Annotated in this window: 15 protein-coding genes; all 15 read left to right on the forward strand. The window is 32.3% G+C overall.

All coding sequences use genetic code 11. The annotated features are described in order from the left end of the window. Positions 1-203: 203 nt before the first annotated feature. The 15 genes from bpsC to AC1DS7_RS03490 all read left to right on the forward strand — a co-directional run bounded on the left by bpsC (position 204) and on the right by AC1DS7_RS03490 (position 17,666). Positions 204-1,085, forward strand: a complete 882-nt coding sequence (gene bpsC, locus AC1DS7_RS03420) for a UTP--glucose-1-phosphate uridylyltransferase BpsC (RefSeq protein ID WP_002143843.1) — start codon at positions 204-206, stop codon at positions 1,083-1,085. 60 nt (positions 1,086-1,145) lie between these two features. Beyond that, on the forward strand, positions 1,146-2,957 hold the full coding sequence (locus AC1DS7_RS03425; protein ID WP_002143842.1) for a polysaccharide biosynthesis protein: 1,812 nt from the start codon (positions 1,146-1,148) through the stop codon (positions 2,955-2,957). A gap of 23 nt (positions 2,958-2,980) precedes the next feature. Further along, positions 2,981-4,096 carry a DegT/DnrJ/EryC1/StrS family aminotransferase gene (locus AC1DS7_RS03430; RefSeq protein WP_002143840.1) on the forward strand — a complete coding sequence of 372 codons (1,116 nt, stop codon included), beginning with the start codon at positions 2,981-2,983 and terminating at the stop codon, positions 4,094-4,096. Further along, a complete protein-coding gene (locus AC1DS7_RS03435; RefSeq protein ID WP_002143839.1) occupies positions 4,096-4,740 on the forward strand; it encodes a sugar transferase in 645 nt (214 codons plus the stop codon). Before AC1DS7_RS03430 ends, AC1DS7_RS03435 begins: the two co-directional genes overlap by 1 nt. Further along, complete coding sequence (locus AC1DS7_RS03440; protein ID WP_002143838.1) at positions 4,737-5,354, forward strand: acetyltransferase; 618 nt, start codon at positions 4,737-4,739, stop codon at positions 5,352-5,354. Before AC1DS7_RS03435 ends, AC1DS7_RS03440 begins: the two co-directional genes overlap by 4 nt. A gap of 3 nt (positions 5,355-5,357) precedes the next feature. Next, positions 5,358-6,569: a glycosyltransferase family 4 protein gene (locus tag AC1DS7_RS03445; RefSeq protein WP_002143836.1), complete on the forward strand. Its 1,212-nt coding sequence runs from the start codon at positions 5,358-5,360 to the stop codon at positions 6,567-6,569. A gap of 20 nt (positions 6,570-6,589) precedes the next feature. Further along, on the forward strand, positions 6,590-7,630 hold the full coding sequence (locus tag AC1DS7_RS03450) for a polysaccharide biosynthesis protein (protein ID WP_002143835.1): 1,041 nt from the start codon (positions 6,590-6,592) through the stop codon (positions 7,628-7,630). Positions 7,631-7,645: 15 nt separating this feature from the next. After that, positions 7,646-8,755 (forward strand): capsular polysaccharide biosynthesis protein CapF, encoded by a 1,110-nt coding sequence (locus AC1DS7_RS03455; RefSeq protein WP_002143834.1) that lies wholly within the window; start codon positions 7,646-7,648, stop codon positions 8,753-8,755. Between the two features lie 3 nt (positions 8,756-8,758). After that, a complete protein-coding gene (wecB, locus tag AC1DS7_RS03460; protein ID WP_002143832.1) occupies positions 8,759-9,883 on the forward strand; it encodes a non-hydrolyzing UDP-N-acetylglucosamine 2-epimerase in 1,125 nt (374 codons plus the stop codon). A gap of 402 nt (positions 9,884-10,285) precedes the next feature. Then, entirely contained in the window at positions 10,286-11,365 is a 1,080-nt protein-coding gene (locus AC1DS7_RS03465) for a glycosyltransferase (RefSeq protein ID WP_002143831.1), read from the forward strand. Between the two features lie 76 nt (positions 11,366-11,441). Beyond that, the gene (locus AC1DS7_RS03470; protein ID WP_002143830.1) at positions 11,442-12,689 is read left to right on the forward strand and encodes a glycosyltransferase; all 1,248 of its coding nucleotides are present in this window, start codon (positions 11,442-11,444) and stop codon (positions 12,687-12,689) included. Between the two features lie 246 nt (positions 12,690-12,935). After that, complete coding sequence (locus AC1DS7_RS03475; RefSeq protein WP_002143829.1) at positions 12,936-14,195, forward strand: glycosyltransferase family 4 protein; 1,260 nt, start codon at positions 12,936-12,938, stop codon at positions 14,193-14,195. Between the two features lie 15 nt (positions 14,196-14,210). Further along, positions 14,211-15,554: a flippase gene (locus tag AC1DS7_RS03480; RefSeq protein ID WP_002143828.1), complete on the forward strand. Its 1,344-nt coding sequence runs from the start codon at positions 14,211-14,213 to the stop codon at positions 15,552-15,554. Between the two features lie 28 nt (positions 15,555-15,582). Next, the gene (locus tag AC1DS7_RS03485; RefSeq protein WP_002143827.1) at positions 15,583-16,494 is read left to right on the forward strand and encodes a glycosyltransferase; all 912 of its coding nucleotides are present in this window, start codon (positions 15,583-15,585) and stop codon (positions 16,492-16,494) included. A gap of 5 nt (positions 16,495-16,499) precedes the next feature. Beyond that, on the forward strand, positions 16,500-17,666 hold the full coding sequence (locus AC1DS7_RS03490; protein WP_002143826.1) for a nucleotide sugar dehydrogenase: 1,167 nt from the start codon (positions 16,500-16,502) through the stop codon (positions 17,664-17,666). Positions 17,667-17,685 lie beyond the last annotated feature (19 nt).

Below are 17,685 nucleotides of genomic sequence, written 5' to 3' on the forward strand. Positions count from 1 at the left end.
CACTCGGTCGTGCTGTGGGTAGAAATTTTATTTCGAACCTACCTTAGACGCTTGTCGTCGGGAGCATGACGTGAGGATGGGTTAGATGCCCATAATTTATTTATATTAGAAACTCTACCTATGGAGTTATAAATATGACTCTATAGGTAGTTTTTTTGTTATTGCTACATATAGATAAAATAATATTTTTGGGGGTACTAGATTTGAAAAAAGTAAAAAAAGCGATTATACCTGCTGCTGGACTAGGGACAAGGTTTTTACCAGCGACGAAGGCAATGCCGAAAGAAATGTTACCAATCGTTGATAAACCGACAATTCAATACATAGTAGAAGAAGCGATAGAATCAGGAATTGAAGATATTATTATTGTGACTGGAAAAGGAAAGCGTGCAATTGAGGATCATTTCGATCATTCTTTTGAGTTAGAGCAAAACTTACTCGAAAAAGGGAAACATGAAGTGCTTGAAAAAGTACAAGCTTCTTCAAAAATTAATATTCATTACATAAGACAAAAAGAACCAAAAGGTTTGGGTCATGCAGTATGGTGCGCACGTAAATTTATTGGAAACGAGCCATTTGCGGTGTTACTTGGTGATGATATTGTTCAAGCAGAAACACCATGTTTACGCCAACTAATGGACCAATATGAAGGCACACAGTCATCTGTTATTGGTGTACAAACAGTACCAGAAAATGAAACACATCGTTACGGTATCATTGATCCAGTTGAACAAAATGATCGTCGTTATCAAGTGCGTCAATTTGTAGAGAAGCCAGAAGAAGGCACAGCACCATCAAATCTAGCGATTATGGGACGTTACGTATTAACACCAGAAATTTTTATGTTCCTTGAGAACCAGCAGACAGGTGCTGGTGGCGAGATTCAACTAACCGATGCGATCCAAAGATTAAATGAGATTCAACGTGTGTTTGCTTATGATTTTGAAGGAACTCGTTATGATGTTGGAGAGAAGTTTGGGTTTATTAAGACGACAATTGAGATGGCACTTCAAAATGAAGAATTGAAAGCAGATTTAATGAAATACATGAAGAAACTTATAAAAAAAGATGAGGTACATTCATAAGAGAATGTCCTTTTTTATTATCAATAAGAGACAAGTTATATAAAGAAGGGAATAGGTATATTGAGTTATCGAAAACGGCTCTCATTATTAATTTTATTAGATTCATTTATCGTATTAACTGCCGTGTACTTAAGCTATTGGTTCATACATCCGAATGTATTAAGGGAAATTCCTACGACGGTAATTATTAGTTCTATTACATTATTGTGTAGTCACCATATTTTTGCTGCTATTTATAAGCTTTATAACAAGGCATGGGAATATGCAAGTATTGGTGAATTGAGGCAAATATTTAAAGCGATTACTCTCTCTATTATTGTAACAGCAATTGTTCAACAAATAATAAATCATGATATTTATGTTCGAATTTTAGCAATCGCATGGATGTTACATTTATTATTAATCGGTGGCTCTCGCTTTGTATGGCGTATGTTCCGTGATACGTATATCACAAAATCTACCAATAAAAAACGAACATTGATTGTTGGAGCTGGTTCAGCAGGAACTATGGTAGTAAGGCAACTACAGCATAACAAGGAAGCAGATTTGTATCCAATTGTGTTTGTTGATGATGATAGAAATAAGCAAAAATTAGAGATTTATAATGTGCCGGTTGTTGGCACAACAAATCATATTAAAGAAGTTGTAGAAGATAATGATATTGAACATATTATTATTGCCATTCCTTCTTTAAGTAGAAATCAAATAAACGAGATTTTTGAGAAGTGTACAAAAACGAAGGCGAAAACGCAAATTGTACCGATGCTTGAAGATCTTTTAGATGGTAAAGTTTCTGTTAATGAATTCCGTGATGTGCAAGTAGAGGATTTATTAGGAAGAGAACCAATTCAATTAGATGATGCAGGAATTGGGGAAAAGATTGCAGGTAAAACGATTTTAGTAACAGGTGCTGGTGGATCAATTGGATCAGAAATTTGTCGTCAAGTGATGAAGTATAAACCTGCAAAAATTGTTCTATTAGGTCATGGTGAAAACAGCATTTATAATATTGAAATGGAAATGAGAGTTACTTATAAAGATGCTGTGGAAATTACAACGGAGATTGCTGACGTACAAGATCGGAATAAGATTTTTGAAATAATAGAGAAACATCGTCCGTATATTGTATACCATGCGGCTGCGCATAAGCATGTACCTTTAATGGAACGTAATCCTGAAGAGGCTGTGAAAAATAATATTTTTGGTACAAAAAATGTAGCTGAAGCGGCGGATACGTTTAAAGTAAATACGTTTGTTATGGTTTCTACAGATAAAGCTGTAAATCCAACGAATGTAATGGGGGCTACAAAACGATTTGCAGAAATGATTGTCCAACACATGGCATCTGTTAGTACGAATACACGTTTTGTTGCGGTTAGATTCGGTAATGTTCTTGGAAGTAGGGGAAGTGTAATTCCATTATTTAAGAAACAAATCCAAAAGGGTGGACCTGTAACTGTTACTCACCCTGATATGATTCGTTATTTTATGACAATACCAGAAGCTTCAAGATTAGTAATTCAAGCGGGAACGTTAGCTAAAGGTGGGGAACTATTTGTCCTCGATATGGGGGATCCTGTGAAAATTGTAGATTTAGCGAGAAACCTTATTACCCTTTCAGGTTATTCTATTGAAGAGATTGGAATCGAATTTACTGGATTAAGACCGGGCGAAAAAATGTATGAAGAGTTATTAAATGAAGGTGAAATTCATCCGGAGCAAGTATTCCCTAAAATCCATATAGGGAAAGCTGTTTTAATAGATCAAGAGATTTTAAGGCAATTTATGAATGATTTTGAGGGAATGGATAAAGAGGAAATAAGAGAACGATTATTAGGTATTGCAAATAATAAAGTGAATCTAAAAAAATAATTTAAGGGAAGGAAGTTTTTGTAATGGGAGATAGAATATTACTATCATCACCACATATGAGTGATGAAGGTTATGAAATGCAGTATGTTAAGGAAGCATTTGATACAAATTGGATTGCACCACTTGGAGAAAATGTAAATGGATTTGAAAGGGAGTTAGCGACGAAAGTTAGCTCTAAAGCAGCGGCAGCATTATCTTCTGGGACGGCTGCAATTCATCTAGCTCTAAAAGCAGCTGAAGTAGGGGAGGGGGATGTTGTTTTTTGCCAAACACTTACATTCTCAGCTACAGCAAATCCTATTATTTATCAAAATGCTACTCCTGTTTTTATAGATAGTGATTATGAAACTTGGAATATGTGCCCTAAAGCATTGGAAGAAGCCTTTAAAAAGTATCCAAATGTCAAAGCAGTAATAGTAGTTCATCTTTATGGTCTTTCTGCGGATATAGATAAGATTGTTGAACTTTGTAAGAAATATGATGTTACTTTAATTGAAGATGCTGCGGAGTCTTTAGGGACTTACTATAAAGGTAAACATACTGGCAGTTTTGGAGATTATGGTATTTTTTCTTTTAATGGTAATAAAATTATCACTACTTCGGGTGGGGGTATGCTTGTTTCTGATGATGAAGAACGAATTTCAAAAGTAAGATTTTGGGCCACTCAAAGTAGAGATCAAGCAAGGCATTATCAACATAGTGAACTAGGATTTAACTATCGTATGAGCAATGTAGTTGCTGGAATTGGTAGAGGGCAACTTAAGGTATTAGACGAGAGAGTACAGAAGAAGAGATACATATTTGATTTTTATAAGAGGGAATTAGGAAATCTTGAAGGTATTGAATTTATGCCTAGTAATGAATGGAATGAACCAAACTATTGGTTAAGTTCTATGACTTTGAACGGAAAGGTTCGACCAATTGATGTGATGGAAGCTCTTGAAAAAGAAAATATTGAATCTAGACCAGTGTGGAAGCCAATGCATTTACAGCCATTCTTTGAAAAATATGATTTTGTTGGTACAGATGTATCAGAGAAGCTATTTGAGAATGGTGTTTGCTTACCAAGTGATACAAAAATAACTGATGAAGATTTAGATAGAGTCGTGAAAATTATTAAAGGATTGTGGTTAGCATAATGAGGAGTTCTCAAGGTGGCATCTATAGCAGGTTTATAAAAAGACCAATGGATTTTATACTGTCTTTAATCGCTATTATAGTGCTTAGTCCAGTATTTCTTATAGTTGCTTTTCTTGTAAAAACAAAATTGGGTAGCCCAGTTTTATTTAAACAAGAAAGACCGGGAGTGCATGGAAATGTTTTTAAGATGTATAAATTTAGAACAATGACAGATGAAAAAAGTGAAAATGGTGAGCTGTTACCTGATAGTGTAAGACTTACTAAGTTTGGTCAATTTTTACGTTCGACTTCACTTGATGAGTTACCAGGTCTGTTTAATATTTTTAAAGGCGATATGTCAATTATAGGCCCTAGACCGTTATTAGTTCAGTATTTACCGTTATATAATGAACATCAAAAACGACGTCATGAAGTTAGACCAGGATTATCAGGGTTAGCACAAGTTAACGGTCGGAATGCTATCAGTTGGGAAGAAAAGTTTAATTATGATGTAGAGTATGCTGAGAATGTAAACTTCATTACAGATTGGAAAATCATTCTTTTAACGATTAAGAAAGTCTTTATCAGAGAAGGGATTAATTCAGAAACTGCTGCTACAATGGAGCCATTTAGAGGAAACGGAAAAGGAAGTATAGAGTTATGAAAAAAAAACTTCTTATAATCGGGGCTAGCGGTCATGGAAAAGTCATAGCTGATATCGCACTGAAAATGAATAAATGGCAGAGTATTGCTTTTTTAGATGATAACGAAAATGTAAAATCTTCAATGGGAATAGAAATAATTGATAAATCAACAAGTATCTCAAAGTATATAGATGATTACGATTTTTTTGTTGGAATTGGTAATAATGCCATACGAGAGAAGATACAGAGACAACTTGAAGCTGAAGAGGCGAGTATCCCGGTATTAATTCATCCGAGTGCAATTATTGGAGAACAGGTTTATTTGGAAGCAGGAACTGTAGTTATGGCAGGAGCTGTAATTAACTGTTGTACTAATATCGGAAAAGGGTGCATTATTAATACTGCTTCTACAGTAGATCATGACAATGTAATTGAGGACTATGTTCATATATCACCGGGGGCACATTTAGCTGGGACAGTGAAAGTTGGAAGAGGTACTTGGTTGGGAACTGGTAGTGTAGTAAGTAATAATATAAATATTACACATAGCTGTAAAATTGGTGCAGGTGCCGTGGTAATTAGAGATATAACTGAATCTAGAACTTATGTAGGGGTTCCGGTGAGGAGAGTTTAATGTATGAATGTCTTATTTTTAACACTTCTAGATTTTTCAACAATTCAAGAAAAGGGCATATACACTGATTTGATGCGAGAATTTACAAATAACGGAAACGATGTCTATGTTATTTCACCAACTGAAAAGAGAAAACAGCAAAAAACAAAGTTGATTGATACGGGAAATTGTAAAATATTAAAACTACAAATTGGTAATATTCAAAAAACTAACATGATTGAAAAGGGCATTTCAACTTTAACCTTGGAATCTAAATTTCTAAAAGGTATTAAAAACTACTTTTCAGATGTTAAATTTGATTTAGTGTTATATTCAACACCGCCAATAACGCTTCAAAAGGCGGTTGAATACGTACAAAAAAGAGATAATGCAAAAACATATTTATTGCTAAAAGATATTTTCCCTCAAAATGCAGTAGATTTAGGTATGATAAAGAAAAAAGGGATTGGGAGTTTACTTTATAAATATTTTAGGACCAAGGAAAAAAAATTGTATAGCATCTCAAATTATATTGGATGCATGTCACAAGCTAACGTGAATTTCTTATTACAAAATAATCCTGAAATATCTCCAGATATTGTTGAAGTATGTCCAAATAGCATAGAACCTTTAAGGGTAAAAAAAGATGTAAGAAAGAGTAATGAAGTTAAGGCTAAATATAAGATACCAATTGATAAAACGGTCCTTATTTATGGAGGAAATCTTGGGAAGCCACAAGGAATTGACTTTTTAATAGAGTGTCTCAAAGTTAATAAAAATAATAATCAAGTTCACTTTGTTATAGTTGGAGCGGGGACAGAGTTCCCTAAACTAAAAACATGCATTAATAACGAGAATTTAACTAATACACAATTATTTTCTCAACTACCAAAGGATGAGTATGATATTCTAGCAAATTCGTGTGACGTTGGATTAATATTTCTTGATAAAAGATTTACAATACCTAACTTTCCTTCAAGAATCCTGTCATATATGCAAGCTTCGATGCCTATTTTAGCAGCAACTGATATAAATACGGATATTGGAGAGATTATTGAAGATGGTGGATTTGGTCTGTGGTGTGAAAGTAGTGATAGTGAGAGTTTTAGTGAAAAGCTAAATCAAATGTGTAACAGAGAATTGAGAAAATCTATGGGGATTAATGCTAGGAGATATTTAGAGGCTAATTATACAGCAAGAAACTCATATGAAATAATAATGAATCATTTCAAATAATATGAAAAGAGGCAATCAATATGTTTAAGGATAAAACTTTATTAATAACAGGTGGTACAGGTTCTTTTGGTAATGCAGTAATGAAAAGATTTTTAGATACTGATATAAAAGAGATTCGTATTTTCTCACGCGATGAAAAAAAACAGGATGATATGAGAAAACTTTATAGCAATGACAAATTGAAATTTTACTTAGGTGATGTAAGAGATTTAGCAAGTGTTAAAAATGCCATGCATGGTGTAGATTATGTTTTTCATGCAGCTGCATTAAAACAGGTTCCTTCATGTGAATTTTTCCCGTTAGAAGCAGTAAAGACTAACATTATAGGTACGGATAATGTACTGACGGCTTCTATAGAATATGATGTGAAGAAAGTTATCTGTTTATCTACAGATAAAGCGGCTTATCCAATCAATGCTATGGGTATTTCGAAAGCGATGATGGAAAAAGTGTTTGTGGCAAAATCGAAAACAGTATCTCCAGAGAACACACTTATTTGTGGTACGAGATATGGTAATGTTATGGCTTCACGTGGATCAGTTATTCCACTATTCATAGAGCAAATTAAAGCGGGCCAACCCTTAACTGTGACTGATCCTAATATGACAAGATTCCTGATGAGCTTAGAAGAGGCAGTAGAATTAGTAGTATTTGCATTTCAAAATGCTGTAGCTGGGGATATTATGGTTCAAAAATCTCCTGCAAGTACCATTGGTGATCTTGCTCAGGCTGTAAAGGAATTATTTAATGTTGATAATGAAATTAAAGTAATTGGTACACGCCACGGAGAGAAGCGTTATGAGACATTATTAACGAAGGAAGAATACGTGGTAGCGGAAGATTTAGGAGGTTTCTTTAGGGTTCCTGCGGATCGAAGAGATCTTAACTATGATAAGTATTTTGCAGAAGGAAATCAAAAACTTACTACTGTTGGGGAATATAATTCAGATAATACACAAATCCTTGATATTGAGCAAATTAAAGAAAAATTAGTAGAATTAGATTATGTAAAACAAGAACTTGAGGAATGGAATAAGACGAATATTTATTCAATGAATTAGAGGGCGGGATAACTAATGAAAATTCTTGTTACAGGTGCAAAGGGCTTCCTTGGAAAAAACCTTGTTGCCGAACTTAAAAATCAGGGGTATAAAGATATATTCGAATTTTCTAGAGAAGATAATATTACATTACTTGAAAGGTATACGAAAGAATGTGATTTTGTTTTCCATTTAGCTGGTGTGAATAGACCTAAGGATGAAAACGAATTTATGGAAGGAAATGCTGAGTTTACATCTCAATTGCTAAACTTATTAAAAGAGCATGGTAATAAGGCCCCTGTACTTATTACTTCTTCCATTCAGGCAGAAAATAATAATCCTTATGGAAAAAGTAAAAAAGCTGGTGAAGAGGCGTTATTCAATTACTCTAAAGAAACAGGTGCTAGAGCTTATGTATATAGACTTCCCAACTTATTTGGAAAGTGGAGTAAACCTAATTACAATACGGTGGTAGCAACATTTTGTCATAATGTTGCTAGAGGGTTAGACATTCAAGTAAATGATCCGGATGTAGAACTGAATCTTTGTTATATAGATGATGTGTTGGAAGAGTTTTCTAAAGCTTTGAATCATAACCCAACTATACAGGATGATTATTGTTTTGTGCCTGTAACTCATAACATTAAACTTGGTGAGTTAGCTAATGTTATCAAAAGCTTTAAAGAAGGTAGAGAAAATTTAAGTATTTCAAATATGGGGGATGCCCTAACTAAAAAACTTTATAGTACATATTTAAGTTTTTTACCAGAGGATCAATTTGCGTACGATTTAAAAATGCACAGTGATCATAGAGGGTCATTTACAGAGTTTATGAGAACACCGGAGCGAGGACAAGTTTCTATAAATATATCAAAACCAGGAATTACTAAAGGGAATCATTGGCATCACACTAAAAATGAGAAGTTTTTAGTAGTGAGTGGTGAAGGTTTAATTCGATTTAGAAAGATAGATTCAGAGGATATTATTGAATATCGAGTGAGTGGAGAAAAATTACAAGTTGTTGATATACCGGTTGGATATACACATTCAATTGTAAATGTAGGAGAAAACGATCTCGTTACAGTAATGTGGGTAAACGAATGTTTTGATCCAGAAAGACCAGATACTTATTTTTTGGAGGTATAGTTGATGAAAAAATTAAAAGTTATGACAGTTGTAGGTACTAGACCGGAGATTATAAGGCTATCAGCTGTGATAAATAAACTAGAAGAATCAAAATCAATAGAGCATATTCTCGTTCATACAGGCCAAAATTATGATTATGAATTAAATGAAGTATTTTTTAATGACTTTAAATTAAAGAAACCAGATCATTTTTTAAATGCAGCAACTGGGACTGCGGTAGAAACCATTGGGAATATATTGGTGAAGATTGACCCTATTATGGAGGAAGTTAAACCAGATGCACTTTTAGTTCTAGGCGATACAAATAGTTGCTTATGTGCTATTGCGGCTAAAAGGAGACATATTCCAATTTTTCATATGGAAGCAGGGAATAGATGTTTTGATCAAAGGGTACCTGAAGAAACTAATAGAAAAATCGTAGATCATACGGCTGATATTAATTTAACTTACAGTGATATTGCAAGGGAATATTTATTACGAGAAGGAATGTCGGCAGATAGGGTTATTAAAACAGGAAGTCCAATGTTTGAAGTTCTAAATTCAAGGAAAGATGATATTGAGAACTCAGATGTATTAGAAAGATTAGAGCTGGAAGAGGATAAATATTTTGTAGTGTCTACGCATAGGGAAGAAAATATTAATTCAGAAACTAACTTCTTTGATTTAGTAGATAGTCTAAATGCAATTGCAGAAAAATATAACATGCCTGTAATTGTAAGTACACATCCGAGGACTAAAAATATGATTGATACAAAAGGAGTTAAATTTAATCCGTTAGTAAGAACCTTGAAACCATTAGGATTCAATGATTATGTGAAACTTCAAATCAAATCAAAAACAGTCCTTAGTGATAGTGGCACTATTAGTGAGGAATCCTCAATTCTTGGTTTTAAGGCGTTAAATATTAGACAAGCCCATGAAAGACCAGAAGCAATGGAGGAAGCATCTGTTATGATGGTTGGTTTAGGAAAAGATCGTATTCTTCAAGGATTAGAAGTACTAGAAACCCAAGAGAAAAACACATTAAGACTTGTAGGTGATTACAGCATGCCAAATGTATCAGATAAAGTACTTAGAATAATTCTTTCATATACAGACTATGTTAATAGAGTTGTCTGGGGGAAATAAAATATTAATTTTTTATGACGGTACCTAGTTATTATTAACCAATTAGTATAGTGGGATCATTTATAGTGTTTATGATTCGTTTGGGGGAGATGTTTTGAAATGGATTGCTCCCCCAAATGTTTATATATTTAAAGCTTATAAGGGATAATTTACTTGTATTCTTAATTTGTTATTAGCAAATTGAAGCTTATACACTAGTCAGTCTGATTATCAAGGGCATGTCTGGATATCTCCATATGTTTGAATCAATATTCTCTTAGTTATAGAATTGTTTCAAGAAGTAGTGGTAAGCTTTATTTAGTAAATAATTATTGAAATTAAATATATAAATGAAACTTATAGGGCATATTAAGACTTTCGTTTAAATTATTAATGTACTGGTTTGGAGAAAGGAATATAGATATGAATATTATGGTTTTTGATGTTCCAGCAGAAAGAGGTGGAGCATTATCTATCTTAAATGATTTTTATAATGAAGTGGTTGAAAGTAATAACACAAATATTAACTGGTTTTTTGTATTAAGCACACCTAAATTAGAAGAAACAGATAATATAAAAGTGCTAAATTTTCCATGGGTTAAAAAAAGTTGGGGACACCGTTTTTATTTTGACCATTTTATAGCACCAAAGTTAGTAAAAAAATATAAAATTGATAAAGTACTTTCATTTCAAAATGTTATAATACCACACATTAAATGTAACCAAACTCTTTATGTGCATCAACCTTTACCATTTGTGGAGCATAAATTTTCAATTAAAGAAAATAAACTATTTTGGGTATATCAAAATATAATAGGCCGTAAAATAATTGACTCGATAAAAAAAGCAAATCATATTATTGTACAAACACAATGGATGAAACAGGCTTGTATGAAGGAAGGTCAAGTTCAGAACAATAAAATTGAGGTTATACCACCAACTATTAATACGAAGATAGAGAAATATTTTGAACCTAATCAAAAATCATTATCAACTTTTTTCTATCCTGCTAGTGAAAGTGTGTATAAAAATCATAAAGTTATTGTAGAAGCTTGTGAGAAGTTGAAAAGTTTAACAACTTTGAATTATAAAGTGATTTTTACATTAAACGGAGATGAAAATCAGCATATTATAGAGTTGTATAGACAGGTGAAAACTCAACAATTACCTATTCATTTTGTAGGACAAAAAACAAGAGAAGAAGTATTTGAAGCATATGCTAAGTCAATTTTGTTGTTCCCTTCCTATATTGAAACCTTTGGTATGCCTTTACTTGAAGTAAGGATGTGTCAAGGAGTTATACTTGCGGCAGATACCCCCTTTGCAAAGGAGATACTTGAAGGATATGAAAACGTAGGTTTTTTTGATGCGTTTAATTCAAAAGAATTGAGTGTATTAATGTGTCAATATCTTCAAAAACAGAGGGAATACAATAATTCACGTGAGGTTCAATATGAAAATAACAAAACAAAACTATTAATTGATATTTTACTTAACAGCTAGATAAATAGAAAAGTTGTTAAGTAATTGTAAAAATGACATTGAAATTTATAAAAAACTAATCTTATAGGTGTAGAAAATGAAAATTTTATATTTTGGTAGTCTTTGTGACGAAGAATGGCTTGAATCAATATCTAGTACAAAAAGAGAACCTTCCCGTATTGCACAATATTCTTTTGAGAAGGCATTAGTAAGTGGTTTCTCTGAGATTCAAGATGTTGATATGGATATAAAATATCTTTATCAAGAACAATATTATCCAAGAGGGAAATTCTTATATTTTAAGAAGAGAAAAAGGCAATTAAATAATAAATATATAGTAAAGTATTTATCTAATTTTAATTTGCCAATCATTAAAGAAGTATATTCTTTATTTCAAGGTATATTCTTAACGTTGAAATGGGGAATAAAAAACTTTAATGATAAAGATAAAATTATTCTAACACCATTTAATTATACACCGCTGTCTCTAGGTATTTATGTAGTTTCCAAGTTATTCAGAATAAAGCGAGTAAATGTTTTTACAGATCTTTCAAGCGATGTAATGAATTCTAAGAGACAAAAGGAAATGCATTGGATTAAGAAAATGTTACTATCATATTATGTGAAATTAGTGAGTTTTATTGAACATAGCTACGATGGTTATGTTCTCTTTGCTGAGCCAATGAAAGAAAAAGTAAATACTTCAAATAAGCCGTATATAATCATGGAAGGTATTTTTAATAATGATTTAGATTTTTCTGAAGTGCCTAAGAGTAAGGCTATTATGTATGCAGGCACATTGGCTTTTGAATATGGAGTTAAAAATATTTTAGATGCGTTTGAACAAATAGAGGACAGTGAACTTGAACTTTGGCTTTTTGGTGATGGGGATATGAAGGAATATATAGAAAATCTATCGTTAAAAGATCATAGGGTTAAATATTTTGGTTTTCAACCACGAGCGAAAGTTTTTGAATATGAAAAAAAAGCTGCGTTACTAATTAATGCAAGAAACCCAGATGATGAATATACTATGTATTCTTTTCCTTCGAAAACATTTGAATATATGGTTTCGGGAACACCATTTTTAACTACAAAATTAAAATGTATACCAGAAGAATATGGTAAATACATTTATTCCATAAATAATAGTGACATCAATTCAATTAGACAAGCAATTGAGGAGGTATTATCGACCCCAAATGAAAAAATAAACCAGCTAACTGAGGGAGCTAGAAGATTTATTTTAGAAAATAAAAATAGTACGGTTCAAGCGAAAAAGACTTTAGATTTTCTTAATATCATAATTGAAAATAGGACAATATCTAAGAAAAGCTTGGATTAATATTATTTGGAATAAGGTGCATTCAAGTTAGTAAGATATTTAGAATCCTAAATTTCCTTATATCACTGGTTTTAGAAAAAATATTCTGAATTATTCGGAGTGTTGGCTATAATACTAAAGGGATATATCCTGTTTTTAGTAGTAATCATTATTAATAAATTATAAGTAATATTTTAATTTTTAGATTCAAACTGTTTAATTTAATCTGTAGTTACTTAGAGTGAAGGGGTAAGGAGAGTTTTATATATGAAAATACTGTGGCTTACAAACATCCCTCTTCCAGAAGCTAGTTTACTTCTGAATGAGGAAGTGCTTCCTTTTGGTGGATGGCTCATTAATGCATCTACAACACTTTCGTCGACTGATGGTGTGTTACTTTCTGTTGCATCTCCAAATAACAGAATTAATGATGTGAAGTTATTACGCGGAGATAAAATTGAATATTATATATTCCCCTCCGTTAATAGTAGTGATGTAAACGAAATCAGGAATAACCAATATCTAGAGAAAATTATAGAAGAATGTACGCCTGACATCGTTCATATTTTTGGTACTGAATTTACTCATACGCTTTCGATGATAAATGTTTGTCAAAAGAAAGATATTAAGACGGTGATATCTATCCAAGGTTTAGTATCTATTTATGCCAAACACTATACATTATCTCTACCTGTAAAGGTGCAAACTAGGTATACTTTTAGGGATTTATTAAAACGAGATAATATTAAAAAACAGCAAAGAGGATTTATTAAACGTGGGAAATTTGAAGTTAAGGCATTGAGGAAGGTAAGGCATGTTATGGGTAGAACTACTTGGGATAAAGCATGTTCTACTCAGATAAATCCCGATGTGATTTATCATCATTGTGATGAAACATTAAGAGAAGAGTTTTATAACCATCGGTGGAACATAGAAAAAATAGAAAGGAATTCTATTTTTTTAAGTCAAGGATCTTATCCTATAAAGGGTCTGCATTTTATGATTGAAGCAATGCATTTGATATTAAAGAGATTTCCTAATACAAAGTTATATATTGGCGGTATGGATATAACAAAATCCGAAACTTTGAAAGAAAAGATGAAAATTTCATCTTATGGGAAATATATTAAAGAGTTAATTAGAAAATATAATCTGCAAGATAAAATTATTTTTACTGGATTATTAAATGAAAAACAAATGTGCGAAAGATATCTACGGTCAAATGTATTTGTTTGCCCATCATCTATTGAAAATAGTCCGAATTCTTTGGGTGAAGCAATGATATTAGGAGTTCCCTGTGTTGCTTCAGATGTCGGTGGTGTTTCAGATATGTTAAAGCATAAAGAGGAAGGGTTTGTATATCAAACCGATGCTCCTTATATGCTAGCGCATTATGTATGTGAAATATTTGAAAATGAAGAATTAGCTTTGGGTTTTTCTGACAATTCAAGAGCGCATGCTTTAAAAACACATGATCCTGTAAAAAACGTAAAACGTCTAATAGATATATATAAAGAGATTTTATAAAAGAAGGTATAGGCATTGAAAGTTAAAAATATTATTGCACTATCGTATAAACGTATAAAGGGAAACGAAGTTGCTGCAAAGATTATTGGTAATGCAAGTTGGCTAGTTGGCGACAAAGTGTTTAATATGGTTATTGGTGTATTTGTAATGGCATTGGTAGCTAGGTATCTAGGACCTGAAAATTATGGATTATACAATTATGCTTTGGCCTTTGTTACGTTGTTTACCGCATTATCCACATTAGGTTTAGAAACATTATCCGTAAAATCGATTGTGCACCAAGAAGAAGAAGAGGGGACTATACTTTATACGTCTTTAATTTTAAGAGTACTAGGTGGTATCGTTGTAGTGTTTTTGGCTAGTATAAGTGTTCGGGTGTTAGCACCAGATGAGCCTCTTATACATTTACTTGTAATGATTATGTCATTTACCATGATAATTAAATCATTAGAGGTCATTGAGTATTGGATACAAGCGTATCAAAAGTCGAAAATATCTTCATTGATTCGTATGGGAGCGTATGCGTTTTCTGCATTACTTAAAATTGCTTTTGTGTTTTTTAATGGAAATTTATTGCACCTAGCTCTCATTTATACATCTGATGCATTGATTGTAGGCATAGCACTAGTAATTGCATATTTTAAAAATCGAACATCTCATACGAAATGGAAGTTTGAATTTCAATATGCAAAAAAAGTATTATCAAAAAGTTGGTATTTGATTCTTTCAGGATTGATGGTCACTCTTTATATGCAAATCGACAAGGTTATGTTGGGTTCTATGTTGACGAACAAGAAGGAATTAGGTATGTATTCGGCTGCAACACAAATTGCAAGCATGTGGTATTTTGTACCTTTAGCTGTTATTACATCATTTCAACCTATTATTATGAAGAAAAAGTTGGAGTCGCATAATAATTATATTAATTCTATGCAAACCTTGTATTCAATTGTGGCATGGATTGGAATATTATTTGGAATATGCATGATTTTATTTTCAGATCTTATTGTGGCTATTTTATATGGGCAAGAATATAAACATGCAGCAAATATAATTACAATCAGCGTATGGGCAGGTACTTTTGCAACACTAGGATCAGCACGTTCAATTTGGCTATTAGTTGAGAATCTACAAAAGTACACATTACTTTATACTTCTGCAGGGTTGATAATAAATGTAGGACTGAATTATCTATTAATACCGAATTATGGTGGTTTTGGGGCGGCTTTTGCAACCCTTATAGCCCAAGCTTTTGCAAATATCTTTGTGTTAGCATTTTTTAAAAAGACACGAATATCTAGTATCATGATTATAAAAGCGTTTTCCCCTAAATATTTATTTAATGTAAGAAAACTATAAATTTTATTTAAATAATGGAGGCCACTGAATGTTAGCTCCGGTGATAATTTTTGTTTACAATAGACCTGAACACACAATACAAACAATTGAAGCTTTATCAAAGAATGAATTAGCAAGAGAATCTAATGTCTTTATTTTTTCTGATGCAGCTAAAAATGAAGAATCAGTAGAAAAGGTGAAAGTAGTACGAGATTATATAGATAGTGTTGAAGAAAAAAAATATTTCAAGTCGTTTACGATTACGAAATCCGAGGCAAATAAGGGATTAGCCAAATCGGTAATTCATGGAGTTAGTGAAATTATTGGTAAGTATGGAAAAGTAATTGTTTTAGAAGATGATTTAATAACAGCACCTGATTTTTTAACTTATATGAATGATGCGTTGGATTACTATTGTAATTTAGATAAGGTATGGTCAATTAGTGGATATAATATACCAATTGCATTTCCAAAAGATTATAAGAGTGAGATTTATTACTCTTATAGAGGATGTAGTTGGGGATGGGCGACATGGAAGAATAGATGGGATCAAGTGGATTGGGATGTAAAAGACTACGCAGAATTTAAATCGAGCAGACATTTGAAAAATCGATTTAATCGCGGTGGGAGAGATATGGCGAATATGTTGGATTCCCAAATGGAAGGAATTATAGATTCATGGGCCATCCGTTGGTGCTATACTCAATCAAAAAGGAATCTACTCACTGTATATCCAGTCAAGTCCCGAGTGAAAAATATTGGGTTAGATGGTTCTGGAACACATAGTGGAATTACATCTCATTATAATGTAGAAATCGATAAAAATTTTACAAAATGTAGCTTTGATGATCCAGATTTAAACCGGGAAATACTAAAGAATTTTCAAAATCATTATGGTTCCAGTTTACAATATTGTTTAATTAAACCAAAACGTTTTATAAAAAAGTTATTGAGGATGTGATTAGGATGAAAATCACAATAGCAGGAACAGGTTATGTAGGCTTATCTAATGCAATCTTATTAGCCCAATATAATGAGGTAATAGCACTTGATATTATTCAAGAAAAAGTAGATATGATTAATAATAGAAAATCTCCAATTATAGATAATGAGATTGAAGAATTTTTAGCAAACAAAGATTTAAATTTAGTTGCCACCACGGATAATTATAAAGCATTTAAGGATGCAGAGTATGTCATCATTGCAACGCCAACAAATTATGATCCAGATAAGAACTATTTTAATACAAGAACTGTCGAAGCTGTGATTGCTAATGTTTTATCTATAAATCCAGAAGCGATAATGATAATTAAATCAACAGTTCCAGTAGGGTATACAGAGAAGGTAAGAGAGAAGTTTGAAACGGAGAATATTATTTTTTCACCAGAGTTTTTAAGAGAGGGAAAAGCTTTATACGATAATTTATATCCTTCGCGTATAATTGTAGGTGAACAATCAGAGAGGGCAATGGAATTTGCTGATTTATTAGTTCAAGGGGCTACTAAAGATGACATTCATGTATTATTTACAAACTCAACTGAAGCAGAAGCCATTAAATTATTTGCTAACACGTATTTAGCGATGAGGGTGGCTTTCTTTAATGAACTAGATTCATATGCAGAAGTAAGAGGATTAGATACACAACAAATAATCGATGGGGTTGGACTAGATTCACGAATAGGTAGTCATTATAATAATCCATCTTTTGGTTATGGTGGATATTGCTTACCTAAAGATACAAAACAACTATTAGCAAATTATGCCGATGTTCCTAATAATATAATGACAGCAATTGTTGATGCAAATAGAACAAGAAAAGATCACATTGCAGAAATGATTATACAGAAGAATCCTAAGATTGTAGGTATATATAGACTTACTATGAAAATGGATTCAGATAATTTTAGACAATCAGCTGTTCAAGGAATTATGAAGCGTATTAAAGCGAAAGGGATTGAAGTAGTTGTTTATGAACCAACTCTTCATGAAGAGAAATTTTATAATTCTAGAGTAATAAATGACTTCGATGTTTTTAAGAGGGTAAGTGATGTAATTGTGGCTAATAGACTATCTGATGACTTACGTGAAGTAGTAGATAAAGTGTATACAAGAGATTTATTTAGTAGAGATTAAAGGATAAGAAGTTATATAA

The organism is Bacillus sp. P4_E1 (assembly GCF_056401715.1).